Source organism: Lactobacillus gasseri ATCC 33323 = JCM 1131, from assembly GCF_000014425.1.
GTDB lineage: Bacteria > Bacillota > Bacilli > Lactobacillales > Lactobacillaceae > Lactobacillus > Lactobacillus gasseri.
This window is the reverse complement of sequence record NC_008530.1, coordinates 330,650-350,651: the sequence shown is the minus strand read 5'-3', so window position 1 is coordinate 350,651 and position 20,002 is coordinate 330,650. Positions and strand designations below refer to the sequence as shown.

Sequence of the window (20,002 nt, the reverse complement as noted above, 5' to 3'; positions counted from 1 at the left end):
CCTCCTAGATTAATTCGTTGATGTCTAACTTTTCAGGCTTTTGTGCTGCGTGTTCGTGGTCTTCACCAGCGTAAACATGCATCTTCATGAACTCTTGGTGACCAAGAGTATTCTTTGGCAACATGCCCTTTACAGATAATTCAACTAATCTTACTGGGTTCTTAGCTAATAATTCACCGGCAGGAGTAGCTCTTAAACCACCACGGTAATCTGAGTGGTGGTAATAGATCTTATCAGTTGCCTTTTTACCAGTCAACTTTAATTTACCTGCGTTAACAACAATAACATAATCACCAGTATCTACATTTGGTGTATATTGAGGCTTATTCTTACCTCTTAAAATTGATGCTACAGCAGTTGATAAACGACCAAGTGAAACATCAGTCGCATCGATAACATACCACTTACGTTTAATATCACTAGTTTTAGCTAATGGGGTAGTACGCACTTTAAATTCCTCCGTTTTTCTTCTGTTTGACAAACAATAAGTTTCCGGGGCCTATCGTGGACAAACATACGTATACTAATTTACGTCGTTTTGCTCAAAAAGTCAATCTTTTTTAAGGTCTAATCGATATTTTTTAGGAACTTCTTCATAAAAAACATGTTGCAAGTATAATCCACTGGCTGGTGCTGTTGTACGAACTTCTTGTCGATCTTTTGCTGCTAAAACTCTCGGTATATCATCAACTGGACGTTTTTTATTACCAATTTCCAGTAAAGTACCAACTAAAATTCTAACCATGTTATACAAAAAACCATTGCCAATAAAATCAAAAATAATCTTTTTATTATCTGGGTCAGAAGTAATATTTACATAATAAATTGTTCGCACTTTATCAACAATTTGACCACCACTTGCCGCAAAACTAGTGAAATCATGTTCTCCGATCAAATCTTTAGCAGCCTTTTTCATTAGAGCAATATCTAACGGATATGGATAGTGTCCAGTGTAAAACCGATTAAAAGGATCAGTAAAACGGTGCTGATCAACTATATACCGATACCATTTTCCCTTAGTTGAATATTGCACGTGAAAATCAGAATCTACAATTTCACTATCAAAGAAAACTGTATCAATTGGCATTAATGCATTGAGAGCAAGCATCATATTTTTAGCTGGGATTTCTTTTCCCGGATAATCAAAGTGGATAACTTGACCTTTAGCATGAACACCAGCATCAGTTCTTCCAGATCCATGCACTACTACTCTTTTTCCCTTCGTCATCTTTTTTAAAGCTTCTTCAATCACGCCCTGCACAGTTCGTTCGTTTGGCTGAATTTGAAAGCCATGAAAAAGGTGTCCATCATATGCCATTGTCAACTTATATCTCGTAGTCATCATTTAATATGTCCTTGTAAGTAATAAAATTAACGTCAGGAGAGCAAAATATCCTAGATTAACCCAATCCCAATCATACTTTGACCATCTTAAAACACGATAGCGCGTCCTTTTTGCCCCTTCTCGATAACCTCTAGCTTCCATTGCTGTTGCTAAATCAATTGCAATTGTTAAAGAACTGATGAATAGAGGAATTAAAATTGGAATAATTGCATGAATTCTTTTAATTAATCCACCGCTATTAAAATCTGCTCCACGTGCTCTCTGAGCGTTCATAATTCTAACAGCCTGATCTAATAAAGTCGGCACAAAGCGAAGTGCTATCGACATTACAAGCGCAATCTGGGCTACGGGAACTTTTAAGTATCCAAGAGGTCTTAGGAGCCATTCCATCCCATCTGCTATTTCTAACGAAGTTGTTGTTAGAGTGAGAACAGTAGAAATTAAAATAATCATTACAAAACGAATAAAAATAAAAATAGAATTTTGAATACCGTATTCACTAATGTTAAAAATTCCCCAATGCCAGTAAACTTTTCCACCAGTAGTAAAAAATAGCTGCAAAACTGATGTAAAAAGAATCAGCCAAATTAAAGGTTTCACACCATCCCAAAATACTTTTGGTTTTAATTTAGTTGCTCCAACAGCAAGTAAAGTAAAAAAAGATAAAAAGAGATAGGATAACCAATTATTAGCTAGGAAGATAATGACAATAAATAAAAAGGTAGCAATTATTTTTCCTCTTGGATCCATCTTATAGATAATGGAATTTCCAGGTATATACCGACCGATAATAATCTTACTCATTCATTTCCTCCCTTCGACTTTAATTTGGTTGTAATTTCATTGACTAAAGAATCAACAGTTAAAGGCATTTCTGAAAATTGAAAGCCACCTTTTTCTAATTTTCTAGCAAATTTACTGGTAGCAGGTTCATCTAAAAAATGTTTTTTTAACCAGTCAGGGTCAGAAAAAACTTCCTTTGGACTTGCATGTTTTATTAAATGACCATGCTCAAGAACCAACATATCATCTGCATATTGACTAATATCATCCATATTATGCGAGATTAAAATGACTGTATGTCCTTCCCGTTGATAATTTTTAAATATGTCAAACATTTGCTTCTGTCCTTCAGGATCCAAGCCTGCAGCTGGTTCATCTAAACACAAAATATCTGGTTCATACGCCATTACGCCAGCAATTGCTACTCGGCGCATTTGTCCGCCTGAAAGCTCGAAGGGTGATTTATTCATGACTTGTTCAGATAAACCAACTTTTCTTATCCACTGAATAGCTTGTTCTTTAGCCTTTTGTTCTGAAAAGCCAAAATTAAGCGGTCCAAACATAACATCTTTAAGAACTGTTTCTTCAAACAATTGGCTTTCAGGAAATTGGAATACTAAACCAACTTTTTTTCTAATTTCTTTTAAAGACTTGCTGGAAGTATTGGAAGTTATACTCTTATCGGCAATGGTAACTGAGCCTTTACTTGGCAATAATAAGCCATCAAAATGCTGCATTAAAGTAGATTTTCCACTTCCCGTATGACCAGCAATTGCAACAAATGAGCCACTTCTTATTTTAAAGGATATATTGGTTAATCCTTGAGTCTGAAACGGAGTTCCCGGAGCATAAATATAATCTACATTTTTGAATTCAATTGACACAAATATTTCACCAACTTTTCCTCAGTATTGACTTCTTGTGGGATACTTATTCCTTTATTTATCAGCTTATTTTTTATTTTATAAAATAAAGGAAGGTCTAACCCTGCATTTTTAATAAGAGACACATCTTTAAATATATCTACAGGCGAATCGCTAGCTAGCAAGCTCCCTTTATCTAAAACTAAAATCTGGTCTGCGTGCTCTGCTTCGTTAATATCATGTGTAATCGAAAATATTGTTAGTTCATTTTCTTTTTGTAATTTTCTTATAAGCTTAAGAATTTTGAACTTTCCTGCAGGATCAAGCATACTCGTTGATTCATCTAGAATTATCAGTTTTGGACCAATTGCTAAAATTCCTGCAATAGCAACTCTTTGCTTTTGACCACCAGAAAGGTATTGCGGTTCACTTTTTTGAAAATTTGTCATTCCGACTTGATTAAGTACATCCTGAACAATACTTTTCATTTTAGGACGAGGTACCTGACGATTTTCTAAACCAAAAGCCACATCATCTTCAACTGTAGCTCCCACAAATTGATTATCGGGATTTTGAAATACAATTCCCACACGATCTCTAATATCCCACATAGTTTTTTCAGTCAGCGTAATACCATCGATATTAATCAAGGTCTCAGGATTATCATCTGGTAAAAGAATACCATTTAACAAACGCGCAATAGTCGATTTGCCACTTCCGTTATGACCAACCAAAGTGGTCCAAGTTCCTTTAGGAATTGAAAAACTAACATCTTTTACTGCAGGTTCTTCACTATCCTTATAAGTAAAAGAAAGATGCTCTACGGTTACTATATTATCTTTCATAAATATCACTTGCTCTTTTTCAAATATGTCGTTGTATCAATTATAAAAAAAGAGCAAAAAAAAATCAACCACAAAGAGGGATGATTTAACATCTAAGCTAGACTAGGCAAAAGCCACCATCATCACGCTTATTCTCGCTTTTGTGAAAGATTTATAAAATAATAATATTATATTTTACGCAATTAAACTAATTCAATGATTACCATTGGAGCAGCATCACCCTTACGTGGGGTAGCTAACTTGTACATTCTAGTGTAACCACCATTACGGTCTTTGTAACGAGGTGCAATGTCACTGAAAAGTTTTTGAAGTGCTGATTTTACAACAACTGCATCTTTCTCTTCATGAATATCAGCGATTTCATTACGAACAAAAGCAGCAGCTTTTCTTCTAGCACTTAAATCACCGCGTTTACCTAAAGTAATCATCTTTTCGGTAGTTTTACGGATTTCTTTAGCACGGGTTTCAGTAGTAACAATGCGTTCGTTCATGATTAATTGGGTAGTCATTTCTCTAAGCATTGCTTTTCTATGTGCACTATCGCGACCTAATTTACGGTATGCCATGAGTTTTCCCTCCTTATTTTTCCAACTTAGTCATCTTGACGAAGTGATAGACCAAGTTCGGCAAGTTTATTCTTTACTTCTTCTAATGACTTACGTCCTAAGTTACGTACGCGCATCATATCTGCTTCAGATTTATCAGTTAATTCTTGAACAGTATTAATTCCTGCACGTTTCAAGCAGTTATATGAACGAACAGATAAGTCAAGCTCTTCGATCGTCATCTCAAGCTTCTTCTCATTCTTATCGTCCTCTTTTTCTACCATTACATCATCAAACTGCGCATCCATATCAGTAGACATAAATACTTTGAAGTGTTCTACAAGAATCTTCGCAGCGAAACTAAGGGCATCATTAGGTGTGATTGAACCATCAGTCCAAATTTCTAAAGTTAATTTGTCATAATCGTCTCTTTTACCAACACGAGCACTTTCAACTTGGTAGTTAACTTTTTTGATTGGTGAAAAGAGTGAATCAACGGGGATGACGCCAATAGGCATGTCATCTGTCTTGTTTTCACTTGCGGGAACATAACCACGACCATTCTTGATCGCAACGTTCATATGCAAATGGCCACCATCAGCAATACTACAAATATATTGATCTGGATTTAAGACCTCAATATCAGAGTCGACCTTTAAATCAGCAGCAGTTACGATTGCTGGACCAGTTACATCGATTTCAGCAATTTTTTCTTCATCTGAGAGTGACTTTAACTCTAGTTTCTTCAAATTAAGAATAATTTTTGTGACGTCTTCTCTAACGCCAGGAACTGTTGAAAATTCATGTAACACACCATCAATCTGAATGTAAGAAAGTGCCGTACCTGGAATAGAAGTAAGTAAAACTCGACGGAGTGAGTTACCTAAAGTAGTCCCGAAACCGCGTTCCAGTGGTTCGACAACAAACTTACCGTATGCCTCCTCTTGGTCTACTACGGTAATATTTGGTTTTTCAAATTCAATCATTACTGGGCCCCTTTCAAAACGTAATGTCCTGCACGCAGGAATAAACTAGACACGACGACGTTTTGGTGGTCTGGAACCGTTGTGCGGCACTGGAGTAACGTCGCGAATAGCAGTGATTTCAAGACCTGCAGCTTGAAGTGCTCTAATAGCAGCTTCACGACCTGCACCTGGTCCTTTAACTGAAACTTCAACATGTTTCATGCCTTGATCCATTGCAGACTTTGCAGCTGCTTCTGCGGCCATTTGAGCAGCAAATGGTGTAGACTTACGACTACCCTTGAAACCTAAAGCACCAGCGGAAGACCATGCGACTGCGTTACCTTGTACGTCAGTAATCATGACCAAGGTATTGTTAAACGTAGAATGAATATGAGCAACGCCGCTTTCAACATGCTTCTTTACACGGCGTTTACGTGCTGTTTTCTTTGCAGCCATTAACTTAACCTCCTATTTAATAAATTATTTTCTCTTTGAACCCTTACGAGTACGAGCATTATTCTTGGTATTTTGACCACGAACTGGTAAGCCACGACGGTGACGAATACCACGGTATGAACCAATTTCAACTAAACGCTTAATGTTAAGACTAACTTCACGACGAAGGTCACCTTCAACACGGTACTTATCTACTTCGCTACGTAATTTTTCTTGATCTTCTGGAGTCAAGTCATTAGTACGAATATCTTCAGAAATACCAGCATCTTTACAAATTTTCTTTGCAGTTGGTTCACCAATACCATAGATATAAGTTAATGCGACTACAACTCTTTTATTTCTGGGTAAGTCAACACCAGCAATACGTGCCATTAAATTGCACCTCCTAATAAAAATATATAACTATTAACCTTGACGTTGTTTGTGCTTAGGGTTTGCAGAGCAAATCACCATAACACGACCATGTCTTTTGATAATCTTGCAATGTTCACACATTGGTTTAACAGATGGTCTAACTTTCATGTTTGCCTCCGTAATTACTTAATAAAACGATACGTAATCCTACCCTTAGTTAAATCATATGGTGATAATTCAACTGTTACTCTATCACCAGGTAAAATTCTAATGTAGTGCATTCTAATCTTACCCGAAACATGAGCTAAAATTGTTGCACCATTTTCTAATTCAACTTTAAACATAGCATTAGGTAAGGTATCAACTACCTTACCTTCAACTTCGATGACATCTTCTTTTGCCAAAATTGTTCCTCCACATGAACAAATAGTCACACTTAGGCATTATAACACGGAATGTAAAAAAAACAATACGAGACTAATCTTTACTTAAGATTTTGTCAATGTCTTCAAATACTTTTTCCGGAGTTTGTTCACCGTTAACAGTTGAAAGAATTCCTTTTTCTTCATAGAAATCACGAAGAGGAGTATTCATCTTCTTGTTAACTTCTAAGCGATTTTTAACAACTTCTGGCTTGTCATCCTCGCGTTGGAAAAATTCATGTCCTCCGCAACGATCACAAGTACCTTCTACTTTAGTTGGATTTGAAATCTTGTTGTAAGTTGCACCACAATTTTTACAAATGTAGCGTGCTGATAAACGCTTGATTAGAACATCTTCATCAACATCAATTGCAATTACATTAGTTAACGGCTTTTCTAACCGTTTAGTTATACCTTCAAGAAGTTCTGCTTGAACAGTGGTTCTTGGAAATCCATCTAAGATAAATCCATTCTTAGTGTCAGGTTGCTTAAGACGTTCTTCAACTAACTTAGCAGTAACTTCGTCTGGCACTAAATCACCTTTATCAATATAACTTTTAGCTTCTAAACCAACTGGAGTTTCATTAGCCATAGCTTCTCTGAACATATCACCTGTCGAAATATGTGCCAAGTGATACTTATCTACAATGCTTTCAGAAGCTGTTCCTTTGCCTGCACCAGGCAAACCTAAAAGAATTAAATTAATCATTTTTATCCTTACTATCTAATAAATCCAACGTATTCGCGCTTCATTAGTAGTCCATCAACTTGACGGGCTAATTCTAAAACCACACCAATAACGATTAAAAGACTTGTTCCGCCAAGTCCAATTGAACTTGGTAAACCAAAAATATTTGTAGCAAGTTGCGGTAATAAGGCAACAAGGCCTAAAAATACTGCACCTACTGTTGATAATCTAATCAAAATTTTAGATACATACTTTTGTGTATCTTTTCCTGGCCAAACGCTAGGAATGTAGGCTCCTTGCTTTTGCAAGTTCTCAGCCAACTTTTCTGGATTTACTTGAACAAAGGCGTAGAAGAAAGTGAACAAAATGATTAACAATGTATAAATTAATGCACCAGGTGTGGTTTGTAAACTAAATATTTGATTACAAATCTTAAACCATTGTTCATTTCCATGAGATCTTTGAAAAGCCATCAAAATTGTAGCTGGTGTAATAATAAAGGAACTGGCAAAAATAACTGGAATAACTCCAGAAACGTTAACCTTTAAAGGTAGGAAACTTTCGGAGCCACTTGTTGCTGCTCTACGAGTATATTGGATAGGTACTCGCAAATCAGCCTGTTGAAACCATGTAACAAATTGAGTTACTAGTAAAATGGCAATAATGATCGCGATGAAGAACAAAATCCCTTGCCAACGATCGCTAGCACTATTATTAATAATGAAATCTTTAAATAGCTGATAAATTCCATTAGGAAGACGGGCAATAATACCTGCAAAAATAATTACAGATACACCATTTCCCAGACCTTTATCAGTGATTTCATCACCTAGCCAGGTCAAAAGCATTGTCCCGGCTGTCATAATAATGGCAATCTCAATATAGGTTTGAGGAGTTTGCGTTTTAACCAAACCCATTTCGGTTAAAACGTTAAAACCAAGAGTAATTCCGAGACTTTGAACAAAGGCAACCACTAAAGTAAGATAGCGCGTTACTTGATTTGTTTTTCGTCTTCCGACTTCTCCCTGTTTTCCCCACTCAACTAACTTAGGAACAATATCCATTTGGAGTAATTGAATAACAATTTGAGCAGTGATATAAGGTGAAACCCCTAAAGAAAAGATTGAATATGTATCTAATCCACCACCACTGACTGTATCCAACATTGGGACTAAACCAGTCTGTGCAACCCGTGTAATAGCTTTTGCATTAACTCCCGGAACTGTTATATTAGCTCCGATACGATAAAGCAACAGGATAAAGAGTGTAAAAAAGATCTTAGATCTAATATCTTTATCCTTAAAGGCGTTCTTCAAGGTCGAGAACATTAGATCACCTCAACAGTTCCGCCAGCGGCTTCAACAGCTTTTTTAGCAGCTTCTGAGACTTTATTAACTTTTACAGTCAACTTAACCTTTAATTCGCCGTTAGCTAACAACTTAACTCCTGCAAGTTCTTTTTTAACTAAACCTGATGATTTTAATGTGTCGATAGTTACTTCACTACCATCATCAAATCTGTTTAAATCATTTAAATTAATAATAGCGTATTCTTTGCGGTTAACATTCTTAAAACCACGCTTAGGCATTCTTCTGAATAATGGCATTTGACCACCTTCGAAACCTAAACGAGTTTTACCACCAGTACGAGCTAATTGACCCTTTTGACCACGACCAGCAGTTTTACCGTAACCACTAGAAGTACCACGACCAACACGCTTTCTGTTGCGACGTGAACCTTCATTTGGTTTTAATTCATTAAGCTTCATTAATTGGCACCTCCTTGGATTCTAATTACTTATTAACCTCTTCAACTGAGATCAGGTGAGCAATCTTCAATAAAGCGCCACGAGTTGCAGCGTTGTCTGGAAGAACAACAGTGCTATTTACCTTACCAAGACCAAGAGCTTTAACAATCTTTCTTTGTTTTGGAAGACGGTGTGCGACGCTTTTAATTAAGGTAACTTTTAAATCCATTATTTAATCTCCTTAATCTTCTAAGCTTTTTGCTGACTCACGAAGTTTCAAAACATCTTCACGAGTCTTTAACTTACTCAAACCGTCCATAGTAGCACGGATAACATTGATTGGTGTATTTGAACCAAGTGATTTAGAAGTAACATCTGAAATACCAGCTAAATCCATGATAATACGAACAGCACCACCAGCAGCAACACCAGAACCAGCTTCAGCAGGTTTTAACATAATGTTACCAGAACCATAATGGCCCATAACTTCATGTGGAATAGTAGTACCAACAGTAGGTACCTTAATCATTCTCTTCTTACCAGCTTCAACAGCCTTGCGGATAGCTTCTGGGACTTCTTGAGCCTTACCAGTACCAAAACCTACATGACCTTTTCTATCGCCGACGATTACAACAGCAGCAAATCTCATTCGACGACCACCCTTAACAACCTTGGTGATCCGGTTAATTGCTACTAATTGATCTTCAATATCGTCTTTTTTACGATCTTTACGAGAATCTCTACGAGAATCGTTGCGGTTTGCCATTAGTTAATTCTCCTTTCCTAGAATTCTAATCCGTTTTCACGTGCTGCATCAGCAAGAGCTTGTACACGACCGTGGTATAAGTAACCACTTCTATCAAATACAACACTCTTAATGTTCTTCTTAGCAGCAGTTTCAGCTAAAGCTTTACCTACTTCAGCAGCTTGTTCCATCTTAGAACCTTCAGCTGAAATATTTTTATCATTTGTTGAGGCACTTGCAAGCGTTACACCCTCTACATCATCAATTAATTGAGCGTAGATGTTTTTGTTTGAACGGAAAACACTTAAGCGTGGGCGCTCAGCAGTACCAGAAATCTTTCCACGAATACGTTTATGACGCTTTAAGCGTAATTTGTTTTTATCTGGTTTAGAAATCACAATTTCACCTCAAAAATTTTCTATTTAATTATTTACCAGTCTTACCTTCCTTGCGACGTACATATTCGTCTTCGTAACGAATACCTTTACCCTTGTAAGGTTCTGGTGGACGAACATCACGAATTTCTGCCGCAAATTGACCTACAACTTGTTTTGAAATACCTTCAATTTCAATTGAAGTTGCTGATGGGGTTTTAACTGTAACACCTTCTGGTGCTTCAAATACGACTGGGTGAGAGTAACCAACATTTAGAGTTAATTTCTTACCTTGTGCAACTGCACGGTATCCAACACCAACTAAAGTTAACTTCTTAACATATCCATCAGTTACACCTTCAATCATGGAAGCAAGATTTGCTCTTTCAGTACCATGAAGAGCTTTGTCAGCTTCACTTGAACGACTAAAATGAATTTCTCCATCTTTTTGTTCAAAGGTAATGCGTGGATCAAAGTATCTAGTAAGTTCACCTTTTGGTCCCTTAACAGTGATGTCGTCACCATTTTTGGTAACTGTGACCTTTTCAGGAACCTCGATGACCTTTAAACCAATTCGGCTCATTAATAGTTCTCCTTTCTGTCAAAATTACCAAACGTAAGCAATAACTTCGCCGCCGACGTTCTTTTCTCTAGCTTCTTTATCAGTAATCACACCTGCAGAAGTAGAAATGATAGCAATACCAAGACCATTAAGAACTTTTGGTAAGTTTTCTGCACTTACGTAGTTTCTTAAACCAGGCTTAGAAATACGCTTTAAACCTGAAATAACACGTTCGTTATTAGGACCGTATTTCAAGAAAATCTTGATCATACCTTGTTTGTTGTCATCTTCAACTTGGTAATCGCGAATAAAGCCTTCGTTCTTTAAGATTTCACTAAGTGATTTCTTCATTGATGATGCAGGAATCTCAACAGAACTGTGTTTTGCCATGTTAGCATTTCTAATTCTAGTCAAGTAATCTGCAATTGGATCTGTCATGACCATTTAATTTGCCTCCTTTACCGTTAATTACCAACTTGCCTTTTTAACACCAGGAATTTGACCCTTGTGTGCTAAGTCTTTTAAGCAAATACGGCATAATTTGAACTTGCGGTAAACAGAGTGTGGACGGCCACATCTCTCGCAACGAGTGTATTCACGAGATGAAAACTTAGCAGGACGATGATTTCTGACGATTTGTGATGTTTTAGCCATTAATGTCCTCCAAATTATTTAGCAAAAGGCATACCAAACTCAGTAAGAAGTTCACGAGCTTCTTCATCTGTATTGGCAGTAGTTACAATAACAACGTCCAAACCTCTAACACGGTTTACCTTGTCGTAGTCGATTTCTGGGAAAATCAATTGTTCTTTGATACCTAAAGTATAGTTACCACGACCATCAAATGATCTAGAACTGATTCCACGGAAGTCACGAACTCGAGGAAGAGAAACGTTGATTAATTTGTACAAGAAATCGTACATTCTATCGCCTCTAAGGGTAACCTTAGCACCAATAGACATACCTTCACGTAAACGGAAGTTTGCGATTGATTTCTTAGCTTTAGTAATCAAAGGCTTTTGACCTGAGATTAAAGTCAATTCTTCTACAGCTTCATCAAGATTCTTTGCATTAGAAACTGCATCACCGACACCCATGTTTAAAACGATTTTATCAATTTTAGGAATTTCCATAACTGAATCGTAATTAAACTTTTTGTTCATAGCTGGTGCGATTTCATTTGAATATTTTTCTACTAAACTGTTTACCATGTGCGTCCTCCCTCCTATTTGTTGTTATCTTCTTTTTTAGCAATAACTTTTACATTTGATGCATGGATAGAACCTTCTTTTTCTACCACACCACCATTAGCGTTGGCTTGTGAAGGTTTCTCATGCTTTTTGATCTTATTAACACCTTTGACAACAATACGGTTAGTCTTGGCGTTGACTGAAAGTACAGTGCCTTCTTTGCCTTTATCTTTACCGGCAATAACTTTTACTTTGTCACCTGTTTTAACAAACATCAGTGCACCTCCCTAAAAAATTATAAGACTTCAGGAGCAAGAGATACGATCTTCATGAAATCGTGCTCACGCAGTTCACGGGCTACAGGCCCAAAAATACGAGTTCCACGAGGACTCTTATCAGCATTAATTACAACTGCTGCATTTTCGTCGAACTTGATGTATGAACCATCTTCACGGCGTGCACCTGATTTTGTTCTAACAATAACTGCTTTAACAACATCACCTTTTTTGACAACGCCACCTGGTGTTGCTTGTTTAACAGCAGCAACTACGATATCACCAATATTACCGGTTTTACGCTTAGAACCACCTAAAATCTTGATAACTAGGAGTTCTCTTGCACCGGAGTTGTCAGCAACCTTTAAACGGCTTTCGTGTTGGATCACTAGTTTATCCTCCCCTCAATAAAATCCGCGTAATTAAATTGACTTCTTAACAATCTTAGTTAGACGGTAACGCTTCGCATGTGATAATGGACGGGTTTCCATGATACGAACAGTATCGCCAATCTTAGCTTCGTTGTTTTCATCGTGAGCGTAATACTTCTTTGAGTATTTAATACGCTTCTTATAAACAGGGTGGTTCTTGTAGGTATCTACAACAACTGTAATAGTCTTATCCATCTTGTCAGAAACAACTCGACCTTGGTATACGTGACGATTATTTCTTTCGTTAGTTTCGCTCAAGTTAATAACTCCCTTCCGTTAACTAATTCTTGCTCAATTCTTTTTCGCTAAGAATTGTCTTAATTCTAGCAATGTTCTTGCGGACTTGTCTCAAGCGAGCGGTGTTCTCTAATTGACCCGTTGCTTGTTGGAAACGCAAATTAAAAAGTTCTTCTTTATATTGCTTTTCCTTTTCTAACATTTGATCAGTGGTTAATGCTCTGATATCTTTAGCCTTCATTAGATTCGCCACCTACTTCCGAACTCTTCTTAACAAACTTAGTCTTAATTGGAAGCTTGTTTGAAGCAAGTCTTAAAGCTTCACGGGCAACGTCTTCTGAAACGCCACCGATTTCAAACATAATCTTGCCTCTTTTAACAACAGCTACCCAACCAGCTGGTGCACCTTTACCGGAACCCATACGAACACCAACACCTTTTGCAGTGTAGGATTTTTGTGGGAAGATTCTAATCCAAACACGTCCGCCACGCTTCATGAAACGAGTCATAGCAATACGAGCGGCTTCAATTTGTCTATTAGTAATCCAGTGAGATTCAACAGCTTCTAAACCATATTCACCAAATGCAATGGTCTTTCCGCCTTTAGCTTCACCACGCATTTTACCGCGGAATTCACGACGGTGCTTTACACGCTTAGGTACTAACACTATTAGTTTCCTCCCTTCGTTTTCTTAGAAGGTTTGTTCTTACGTTGTGGTAAAATTTCACCACGATTGATCCAAACCTTAACACCAATTTGACCATAAGTAGTTGCAGCTTCTACCCAAGCATAATCAATATCTGCTCTTAAAGTATGAAGTGGAACACTACCTTCAGTATGCCATTCTCTTCTTGCCATATCAGCACCGTTCAAACGACCAGCAGTTTGAACCTTGATACCCTTAGCACCAGAACGCATAGATCTTTGAGTTGCTTGACGAGTTGCACGTCTAAATGCAATTCTTGCTTCAAGTTGACGAGCAATACCTTCGCCTACTAATTTAGCATCTAAATCAGGCTTCTTAATTTCAACAATATTAATGTGAACGTTCTTCTTAGTTAAAGCACTAAGTTGTTTTCTTAAAGCTTCAACTTCTTTACCACCTTTACCGATAACCATACCAGGTTTTGCAGTGTGGATAGAAATGTTAATTCTGTTTGCAGCACGTTCAATTTCCACAGTGGAAACAGATGCATCAGCTAACTTTTCAGAGATGAACTTTCTAATACGTAAATCTTCATTTAAAGTGTCAGCGTAGTTTTTGTCTGCATACCACTTTGCTTCCCAATCACGGTTAACACCGAGACGGAAACCATTTGGGTTAATCTTTTGACCCATTAAATTTACCTCCCTTAATCGTTCTTCTCAGATACTACAACTACTACGTGGCTTGTTCTCTTGTTAATTGGAGAAGCCATACCCTTAGCACGTGGACGAAATCTCTTTAAAGTTGCACCTTCGTTTACGTATGCTTCTGATACGTAAAGATTTGCACTTTCAAGATCGTAGTTGTGTTCAGCATTTGCAATAGCTGACTTCAACACTTTTTCAACGATTGGGGAAGCAGCTCTTGGCGTAAATTGTAAAATTGCGAGAGCTTCAGCAACACTCTTTCCACGAATAAGGTCTACTACCAAACGGGCTTTTCTAGGAGCGATGCGAACTGTTCTTGCTTCAGCTTTAGCTGAACTAATTTGTTCTGCCATTTAGATGTCTCTCCTTCCTATTATTTACCTACTGTAGTAGTGGCCTTATCAGCGACCTTGTGACCGCGGAAAGTTCTAGTAGGTACAAATTCACCTAACTTATGACCAACCATATCTTCAGTAATGTATACTGGCACATGTTTTCTTCCATCGTAAACAGCTATTGTGAAACCAACAAAGGAAGGGAAAATAGTTGAACGACGAGACCATGTTTTAATTACTTGCTTCTTTTCGGAACCTTCTTGGGCTTCGATCTTCTTTAAAAGGCTTGCATCAGCAAAAGGACCTTTTTTAATACTACGGCTCATTAATTAACCTCCTTCGTTTAATTACTTGTTACCTTTACGGTGACGAATAATAAGTTTTTCACTTCTAGCCTTAGAGTTTCTAGTCTTAATACCACGAGACTTCTTACCCCATGGAGTCATAGGTTGTGGGCGACCAACTGGAGCCTTACCTTCACCACCACCATGTGGGTGATCGTTAGGGTTCATTACGGAACCACGAGATTGTGGACGCTTGCCCAACCAACGCTTACGACCAGCTTTACCTAATTGAATTAATGAGTGTTGTTCATTACCAACAGAACCGATAGTAGCACGGCAAGTTGATAAAATCTTACGAACTTCACCACTTTGAAGTCTAACTAAAGTGTACTTACCATCATTACCAAGAACTTGTGCAACAGTACCTGCACTTCTTACTAATTGACCACCTTTACCAGGCTTCAATTCAATATTGTGAATTTCAGTACCAGCTGGAATAGCAGATAATGGCAATGCATTACCAGGCTTAATATCAGCATTTGGACCAGATTCAACAACAGTACCAACTTTTAGATCTTTAGGTGCTAAGATGTAAGCTTTAATACCGTCAGTGTAGTGAAGAAGAGCGATGTTAGCAGTTCTGTTTGGATCATATTCAATAGCCTTAACAACTGCTTTTACATCATCCTTATTACGCTTGAAGTCAATGATACGGTATTTTTGTTTGTGACCACCACCACGGTGTCTAACAGTAATATGACCGTATGAGTTACGACCAGCAGTATGACTTTGAGATTCAAGTAAAGTCTTTTCAGGCTTTTTCTTGGTAATTTCAGCAAAGTCGGAAGAAGTCATATTACGTCTGCCGTTTGTAGTTGGCTTATATTTGATAATTGCCAATTGACTGACCTCCTATTTACTAATTTTCTTTATTATCATTGAAGATCTTAATATCATTAGAATCTTCAGTTAAAGTAACGATTGCTTTTCTACGACGAGCAGTCTTACCAGTGTAACGACCAACTCTCTTTTCTTTACCGCGAACGTTCATAATGTTAACATTCTTAACTTTTACATCAAAAATTTCTTCAACGGCATTACGAACTTGAGTCTTGGTAGCTGATACAAGCACATCAAAAGTATACTTCTTATCATCCATTAAATTCATGGATTTTTCGGTAACTACAGGCCGTAAGATGATATCACGTGCATCCATTATGCCAAAACCTCCTCAATTCTCTTAATAGCGTCTTGAGTTAATACAAGTTTTTGGTAGTCAACCGCATCAACAACATTTAAGCCATTAACAGGTACAACTTTCACTTTTGGAAGGTTCTTACCTGATAATTGAACATTCTTATCATCAGACACAACTAAAACCTTACCAGAAACGTTAGCATTATCTAAGATAGCCTTTAATTCTTTAGTCTTAGGTGCTTCTAAAGTTAATTGATCAAGAATGATTAAATCTTTGTCAGCAACTTTTTGGGAAAGAACTGATTTCATAGCTAAACGACGTGCTTTACGAGGCATGTCCATCTTGTATGAACGAGGAGTTGGACCAAATACAGTACCACCACCACGCCATTGTGGGGCTCTAATAGAACCTTGACGAGCACGACCAGTACCTTTTTGTCTCCAAGGTTTCTTACCACCGCCACGAACAGCTGATCTGTTCTTTACAGCAGAAGTACCTTGACGCTTACCAGCTCTTTGTCTAATGATTGCATCGAAAACAACACTTTCATTAGGTTCAATACCGAAGATTTCTTCATTTAAATCTACATTACCTGCAGACTTACCTTTTTGATCGATAATTTCTAAATTAGCCATTATAGTCCTCCTTCCTATTTAGCAGCTTTAGCAGCAGATTTTACAAAAATTAATGAGTTCTTTGCACCAGGAACATTACCTTTGACTAAAAGTACGTTCTTTTCAGGTACAACTTTTTCAATTACTAAGTTTTGTACGGTAACTTTCTTGCCACCCATGTGACCAGGTAACTTCTTACCCTTAGGTACACGGTTAATGATAGAACCCATTGAACCTGGGATTCTGTGGTATCTAGAACCGTGAGTTTCTGGACCTCTTGATTGGCCCCAACGCTTGATGTTACCTTGAGTACCATGACCTCTTGTAGTGCCAGTAACGTCAACTACGTCACCTTCACTAAATGAGTCCACCGTGATTTCTGAGCCGACTTCGTAATCCTTAAGCTCGACATCGCGGATTTCCCGAATGAAGCGCTTAGGTGAAGTCTTTGCTTTTGCAGCATGACCTTTGGCTGGTTTGTTACTCAATACTTCACGCATGTCTTGGTAACCTACTTGAACTGCTTCGTAACCGTCTGATTCGTTAGTTTTAACTTGTAAAACAACGTTAGGGGTTGCTTCAATAACAGTTACAGGAACCAAGATACCGTTTTTAGTGAAGATTTGAGTCATACCGACCTTTCTTCCTAAGATTCCTTTGGTCATGATTACACCTCCATATATGTTTTAAATTATAATTTAATCTCGATATCAACGCCGCTTGGTAAATCAAGCTTCATTAATGAATCAACAGTCTTAGGTGTTGGATTCAAAATATCAATTAAACGCTTATGTGTACGGATTTCAAATTGTTCACGTGAATCTTTGTTCTTGTGTGGTGAACGTAAAACAGTGAATAAAGTTCTTTCCGTAGGTAGTGGAACAGGACCAGAAATTTGTGCTCCAGTTCTTTCAGCGGTAGCTACAATTTTAGCAGCTGATTCATCGAGAATACCATGTTCGTATGACTTTAATCTAATACGAATTTGTTGACTTGCCATCTAATAACCTCCTTCGTCTTCTTTAAAAGATGACTAGCTCGGCAAAAATTACCGACTCACCTCTGTGGCAATGCAGCCTGGTGTGCCGCAACCTTTTGCGTCAAAGCATTGCTTTTTGTGCGCGGGGTATACCCCTCCAATATTTTCGCACGTTTACTATTGTACTTTGTCTTTCCTTAAATATCAAGCTTTCTCAGCATTTTATTTTATTTTTTTGTACAAAAAAAGAGATATCATATGATATCTCTTTTTCAAACTCTACATTTATAAATTATTCAGCGTCTTCTCCACCACGTTTTTTGATGATTTCAGCTTGAATAGATTTAGGAGTTGGTGAGTAGTGGTCAAATACCATTGTAAATGTACCACGACCTTGAGTTGATGAACGCAAAGTAGTTGCGTAACCAAACATTTCTGAAAGTGGAACAAATGAGTTGATTACCTTAGCACCTGCTCTATCTTCCATACCTTCCATAGAACCACGACGTGCTGTAATTGATCCCATTACATCACCTAAGTATTCTTCTGGAGTGGTTACTTGAACCTTCATGATAGGTTCAAGGATAACGGCACCAGCCTTAGCAGCAGCATTTCTCAAAGCAAGAGAAGCAGCAACCTTGAAGGCAGCTTCTGATGAGTCGACTTCGTGGTAACTACCATCGTACAACTTAGCCTTAACATCAATTAATGGGTAGCCTGCAAGAACACCATTCTTCATAGCTTCTTGTAAACCTTGGTCAACTGAAGGAATAAATTCACGAGGAACAACACCACCGACGATAGCGTCTTCGAATTCGTAACCCTTTCCTTCTTCGTTTGGAGTAAAGTCAATCCAAACATCACCATATTGACCTTTACCACCAGATTGACGAACGAACTTACCTTGTGCCTTAGCTTCCTTAGTGAAGGTTTCACGGTAAGCAACTTGAGGTTCACCAATAGTTGCTTCAACGTTAAATTCACGTTTCATACGTTCAACCATGATGTCTAAGTGTAATTCACCCATACCTGAAATCAAAGTTTGACCAGTTTCTGGGTTAGTTTCAGCACGGAAGGTTGGGTCTTCTTCAGTAAGCTTTTGTAAAGCGACATCCATCTTATCACGGTCAGCTTTTGACTTAGGTTCAACAGATACTTGAATAACTGGATCTGGAACTTGTAAACTTTCCAAAATAAGTGGGTGATCTGGATCAGTTAAAGAATCACCAGTAGTAGTGTTCTTCAAACCAATCGCACCAGCAATATCACCTGAGAATACTTCAGGAATTTCAGTTCTTGAGTTAGCGTGCATTTGAAGTAAACGTCCAACACGTTCACGAGCATTCTTTGATGCGTTCAATACGTAAGAACCAGATTGAAGTGAACCAGTGTAAACACGGATAAAAGTTAAACGACCAACAAATGGATCTGTTGCAATCTTAAATGCTAAAGCTGCAAATGGTTTCTTATCGTCAGCCATAAGTTCAACTTCGTCACCAGTCTTAGGATCATGAGCAACGTAAGGTTTTACGTCAAGTGGTGATGGTAAGTAATCAATAACACCATCAAGCATCATTTGAACACCCTTGTTCTTAAATGCTGAACCAGCATAAACTGGGAAGAATTCCAAATTCAAAGTAGCTTTACGAATAGCTGCTTTTAATTCATCATTAGAAATTTCTTCACCACCAAGGTACTTGTCCATAATACCGTCATCAACATCAGCAACAGCTTCAATTAATTCGTTACGACGCTTTAAAGCTTCTTCCTTGTATTCATCAGGAACAGGAATAGTATCCCACTTTGAACCAAGTTTATCTTCATCGTAAACGTCAGCTACCATATTGATCAAGTCAATAACACCTTCAAAGGTATCTGCTGAACCAATAGGCATTTGAACGGCATGTGCGTTTGCGTTTAAGCGTTCATGCAATGACTTAACAGATTTGTCAAAGTCAGCACCAATCTTGTCCATCTTGTTAACGAAAACAATACGAGGAACGCCGTAAGTTTCAGCTTGACGCCAAACATTTTCAGTTTGTGGTTCAACACCAGCTTGAGCATCAAGAACAGTTACCGCACCATCAAGAACACGAAGAGAACGTTCTACTTCGATAGTAAAGTCAACGTGTCCTGGGGTATCAATAATGTTAATACGGTAATCCTTCCATTGAGCAGTAGTAGCTGCGGAAGTAATAGTGATACCACGTTCCTTTTCTTCATCCATCCAGTCCATTTGTGAGTCACCTTCGTGAGTTTCACCAATTTTGTGGATCTTACCAGTGTAGTACAAAATACGTTCAGTAGTAGTAGTTTTACCGGCATCGATGTGAGCCATGATACCAATGTTACGTGTCTTATCCAAAGGGAATTCACGTTTGTTAGCCATAAGATTAATCTCCTTTTACAAA

35 protein-coding genes are annotated in these 20,002 nt (G+C 37.8%); all 35 read right to left on the bottom strand.

Annotation, left to right across the window (positions count from 1 at the left end):
• Positions 1-4: 4 nt before the first annotated feature.
• Positions 5-448 carry a 50S ribosomal protein L13 gene (gene rplM, locus LGAS_RS01580; RefSeq protein ID WP_003647806.1) on the bottom strand — a complete coding sequence of 148 codons (444 nt, stop codon included), beginning with the start codon at positions 446-448 and terminating at the stop codon, positions 5-7.
• Between the two features lie 102 nt (positions 449-550).
• Positions 551-1,342 carry a tRNA pseudouridine(38-40) synthase TruA gene (truA, locus tag LGAS_RS01575; RefSeq protein WP_003647807.1) on the bottom strand — a complete coding sequence of 264 codons (792 nt, stop codon included), beginning with the start codon at positions 1,340-1,342 and terminating at the stop codon, positions 551-553.
• Positions 1,343-1,345: 3 nt separating this feature from the next.
• Positions 1,346-2,149 (bottom strand): energy-coupling factor transporter transmembrane component T family protein, encoded by an 804-nt coding sequence (locus LGAS_RS01570; protein WP_011678767.1) that lies wholly within the window; start codon positions 2,147-2,149, stop codon positions 1,346-1,348.
• A complete protein-coding gene (locus LGAS_RS01565) occupies positions 2,146-3,012 on the bottom strand; it encodes an energy-coupling factor transporter ATPase (RefSeq protein ID WP_003647809.1) in 867 nt (288 codons plus the stop codon). The genes LGAS_RS01570 and LGAS_RS01565 overlap by 4 nt, the downstream gene beginning before the upstream one ends.
• Entirely contained in the window at positions 2,988-3,836 is an 849-nt protein-coding gene (locus LGAS_RS01560) for an energy-coupling factor transporter ATPase (protein ID WP_003647810.1), read from the bottom strand. Before LGAS_RS01560 ends, LGAS_RS01565 begins: the two co-directional genes overlap by 25 nt.
• A 182-nt stretch (positions 3,837-4,018) precedes the next feature.
• Positions 4,019-4,402, bottom strand: coding sequence for a 50S ribosomal protein L17 (gene rplQ / locus LGAS_RS01555; RefSeq protein WP_003647811.1), 384 nt, complete (start codon positions 4,400-4,402; stop codon positions 4,019-4,021).
• A 26-nt stretch (positions 4,403-4,428) separates the two neighbouring features.
• Positions 4,429-5,367, bottom strand: coding sequence for a DNA-directed RNA polymerase subunit alpha (locus LGAS_RS01550; RefSeq protein WP_003647812.1), 939 nt, complete (start codon positions 5,365-5,367; stop codon positions 4,429-4,431).
• A 45-nt stretch (positions 5,368-5,412) separates the two neighbouring features.
• On the bottom strand, positions 5,413-5,802 hold the full coding sequence (gene rpsK, locus LGAS_RS01545; protein ID WP_003647813.1) for a 30S ribosomal protein S11: 390 nt from the start codon (positions 5,800-5,802) through the stop codon (positions 5,413-5,415).
• A gap of 24 nt (positions 5,803-5,826) precedes the next feature.
• Entirely contained in the window at positions 5,827-6,174 is a 348-nt protein-coding gene (gene rpsM, locus LGAS_RS01540; protein WP_003647814.1) for a 30S ribosomal protein S13, read from the bottom strand.
• A 33-nt stretch (positions 6,175-6,207) separates the two neighbouring features.
• Entirely contained in the window at positions 6,208-6,324 is a 117-nt protein-coding gene (rpmJ, locus tag LGAS_RS09380; protein WP_003647815.1) for a 50S ribosomal protein L36, read from the bottom strand.
• 14 nt (positions 6,325-6,338) lie between these two features.
• Complete coding sequence (gene infA, locus LGAS_RS01535; protein ID WP_003647816.1) at positions 6,339-6,560, bottom strand: translation initiation factor IF-1; 222 nt, start codon at positions 6,558-6,560, stop codon at positions 6,339-6,341.
• A 73-nt stretch (positions 6,561-6,633) separates the two neighbouring features.
• Complete coding sequence (locus LGAS_RS01530; protein WP_003647817.1) at positions 6,634-7,287, bottom strand: adenylate kinase; 654 nt, start codon at positions 7,285-7,287, stop codon at positions 6,634-6,636.
• Positions 7,288-7,298: 11 nt separating this feature from the next.
• Entirely contained in the window at positions 7,299-8,594 is a 1,296-nt protein-coding gene (secY, locus tag LGAS_RS01525) for a preprotein translocase subunit SecY (protein WP_003649458.1), read from the bottom strand.
• Positions 8,594-9,034, bottom strand: a complete 441-nt coding sequence (gene rplO / locus LGAS_RS01520) for a 50S ribosomal protein L15 (protein WP_003647818.1) — start codon at positions 9,032-9,034, stop codon at positions 8,594-8,596. Before rplO ends, secY begins: the two co-directional genes overlap by 1 nt.
• 25 nt (positions 9,035-9,059) lie before the next feature.
• Positions 9,060-9,245: a 50S ribosomal protein L30 gene (rpmD, locus tag LGAS_RS01515; protein ID WP_024273012.1), complete on the bottom strand. Its 186-nt coding sequence runs from the start codon at positions 9,243-9,245 to the stop codon at positions 9,060-9,062.
• A gap of 9 nt (positions 9,246-9,254) precedes the next feature.
• On the bottom strand, positions 9,255-9,779 hold the full coding sequence (gene rpsE / locus LGAS_RS01510) for a 30S ribosomal protein S5 (RefSeq protein ID WP_003647820.1): 525 nt from the start codon (positions 9,777-9,779) through the stop codon (positions 9,255-9,257).
• Positions 9,780-9,796: 17 nt separating this feature from the next.
• The gene (gene rplR, locus LGAS_RS01505; RefSeq protein WP_003647821.1) at positions 9,797-10,156 is read right to left on the bottom strand and encodes a 50S ribosomal protein L18; all 360 of its coding nucleotides are present in this window, start codon (positions 10,154-10,156) and stop codon (positions 9,797-9,799) included.
• 28 nt (positions 10,157-10,184) lie between these two features.
• Positions 10,185-10,715: a 50S ribosomal protein L6 gene (gene rplF, locus LGAS_RS01500; protein WP_003647822.1), complete on the bottom strand. Its 531-nt coding sequence runs from the start codon at positions 10,713-10,715 to the stop codon at positions 10,185-10,187.
• Positions 10,716-10,739: 24 nt separating this feature from the next.
• Complete coding sequence (rpsH, locus tag LGAS_RS01495) at positions 10,740-11,138, bottom strand: 30S ribosomal protein S8 (RefSeq protein ID WP_003647823.1); 399 nt, start codon at positions 11,136-11,138, stop codon at positions 10,740-10,742.
• 24 nt (positions 11,139-11,162) lie between these two features.
• Positions 11,163-11,348, bottom strand: a complete 186-nt coding sequence (locus LGAS_RS01490; RefSeq protein WP_003647824.1) for a type Z 30S ribosomal protein S14 — start codon at positions 11,346-11,348, stop codon at positions 11,163-11,165.
• 14 nt (positions 11,349-11,362) lie between these two features.
• Positions 11,363-11,905, bottom strand: a complete 543-nt coding sequence (rplE, locus tag LGAS_RS01485) for a 50S ribosomal protein L5 (RefSeq protein ID WP_003655823.1) — start codon at positions 11,903-11,905, stop codon at positions 11,363-11,365.
• 14 nt (positions 11,906-11,919) lie between these two features.
• Positions 11,920-12,159, bottom strand: a complete 240-nt coding sequence (rplX, locus tag LGAS_RS01480) for a 50S ribosomal protein L24 (protein ID WP_003647825.1) — start codon at positions 12,157-12,159, stop codon at positions 11,920-11,922.
• Between the two features lie 20 nt (positions 12,160-12,179).
• Complete coding sequence (gene rplN, locus LGAS_RS01475; RefSeq protein WP_003647826.1) at positions 12,180-12,548, bottom strand: 50S ribosomal protein L14; 369 nt, start codon at positions 12,546-12,548, stop codon at positions 12,180-12,182.
• Positions 12,549-12,581: 33 nt separating this feature from the next.
• Positions 12,582-12,848 carry a 30S ribosomal protein S17 gene (rpsQ, locus tag LGAS_RS01470; protein ID WP_003647827.1) on the bottom strand — a complete coding sequence of 89 codons (267 nt, stop codon included), beginning with the start codon at positions 12,846-12,848 and terminating at the stop codon, positions 12,582-12,584.
• Positions 12,849-12,870: 22 nt separating this feature from the next.
• Positions 12,871-13,068: a 50S ribosomal protein L29 gene (gene rpmC, locus LGAS_RS01465; protein WP_003647828.1), complete on the bottom strand. Its 198-nt coding sequence runs from the start codon at positions 13,066-13,068 to the stop codon at positions 12,871-12,873.
• Positions 13,058-13,495: a 50S ribosomal protein L16 gene (gene rplP / locus LGAS_RS01460; RefSeq protein WP_003647829.1), complete on the bottom strand. Its 438-nt coding sequence runs from the start codon at positions 13,493-13,495 to the stop codon at positions 13,058-13,060. The genes rpmC and rplP overlap by 11 nt, the downstream gene beginning before the upstream one ends.
• Before the next feature lie 2 nt (positions 13,496-13,497).
• Positions 13,498-14,166 carry a 30S ribosomal protein S3 gene (gene rpsC / locus LGAS_RS01455; RefSeq protein WP_003647830.1) on the bottom strand — a complete coding sequence of 223 codons (669 nt, stop codon included), beginning with the start codon at positions 14,164-14,166 and terminating at the stop codon, positions 13,498-13,500.
• A 14-nt stretch (positions 14,167-14,180) separates the two neighbouring features.
• Entirely contained in the window at positions 14,181-14,534 is a 354-nt protein-coding gene (gene rplV, locus LGAS_RS01450) for a 50S ribosomal protein L22 (protein ID WP_003649465.1), read from the bottom strand.
• A 20-nt stretch (positions 14,535-14,554) separates the two neighbouring features.
• Positions 14,555-14,842, bottom strand: coding sequence for a 30S ribosomal protein S19 (gene rpsS, locus LGAS_RS01445; protein WP_003647831.1), 288 nt, complete (start codon positions 14,840-14,842; stop codon positions 14,555-14,557).
• Between the two features lie 21 nt (positions 14,843-14,863).
• The gene (gene rplB, locus LGAS_RS01440; protein ID WP_003647832.1) at positions 14,864-15,700 is read right to left on the bottom strand and encodes a 50S ribosomal protein L2; all 837 of its coding nucleotides are present in this window, start codon (positions 15,698-15,700) and stop codon (positions 14,864-14,866) included.
• Positions 15,701-15,719: 19 nt separating this feature from the next.
• Positions 15,720-16,016: a 50S ribosomal protein L23 gene (rplW, locus tag LGAS_RS01435; protein ID WP_003647833.1), complete on the bottom strand. Its 297-nt coding sequence runs from the start codon at positions 16,014-16,016 to the stop codon at positions 15,720-15,722.
• Positions 16,016-16,633 carry a 50S ribosomal protein L4 gene (gene rplD, locus LGAS_RS01430; RefSeq protein ID WP_003647834.1) on the bottom strand — a complete coding sequence of 206 codons (618 nt, stop codon included), beginning with the start codon at positions 16,631-16,633 and terminating at the stop codon, positions 16,016-16,018. The genes rplW and rplD overlap by 1 nt, the downstream gene beginning before the upstream one ends.
• Before the next feature lie 14 nt (positions 16,634-16,647).
• Positions 16,648-17,277 carry a 50S ribosomal protein L3 gene (rplC, locus tag LGAS_RS01425; RefSeq protein ID WP_003651764.1) on the bottom strand — a complete coding sequence of 210 codons (630 nt, stop codon included), beginning with the start codon at positions 17,275-17,277 and terminating at the stop codon, positions 16,648-16,650.
• A 26-nt stretch (positions 17,278-17,303) separates the two neighbouring features.
• Positions 17,304-17,612: a 30S ribosomal protein S10 gene (rpsJ, locus tag LGAS_RS01420; RefSeq protein WP_003647835.1), complete on the bottom strand. Its 309-nt coding sequence runs from the start codon at positions 17,610-17,612 to the stop codon at positions 17,304-17,306.
• Positions 17,613-17,883: 271 nt separating this feature from the next.
• Positions 17,884-19,980: an elongation factor G gene (gene fusA, locus LGAS_RS01415; protein ID WP_003647836.1), complete on the bottom strand. Its 2,097-nt coding sequence runs from the start codon at positions 19,978-19,980 to the stop codon at positions 17,884-17,886.
• Positions 19,981-20,002 lie beyond the last annotated feature (22 nt).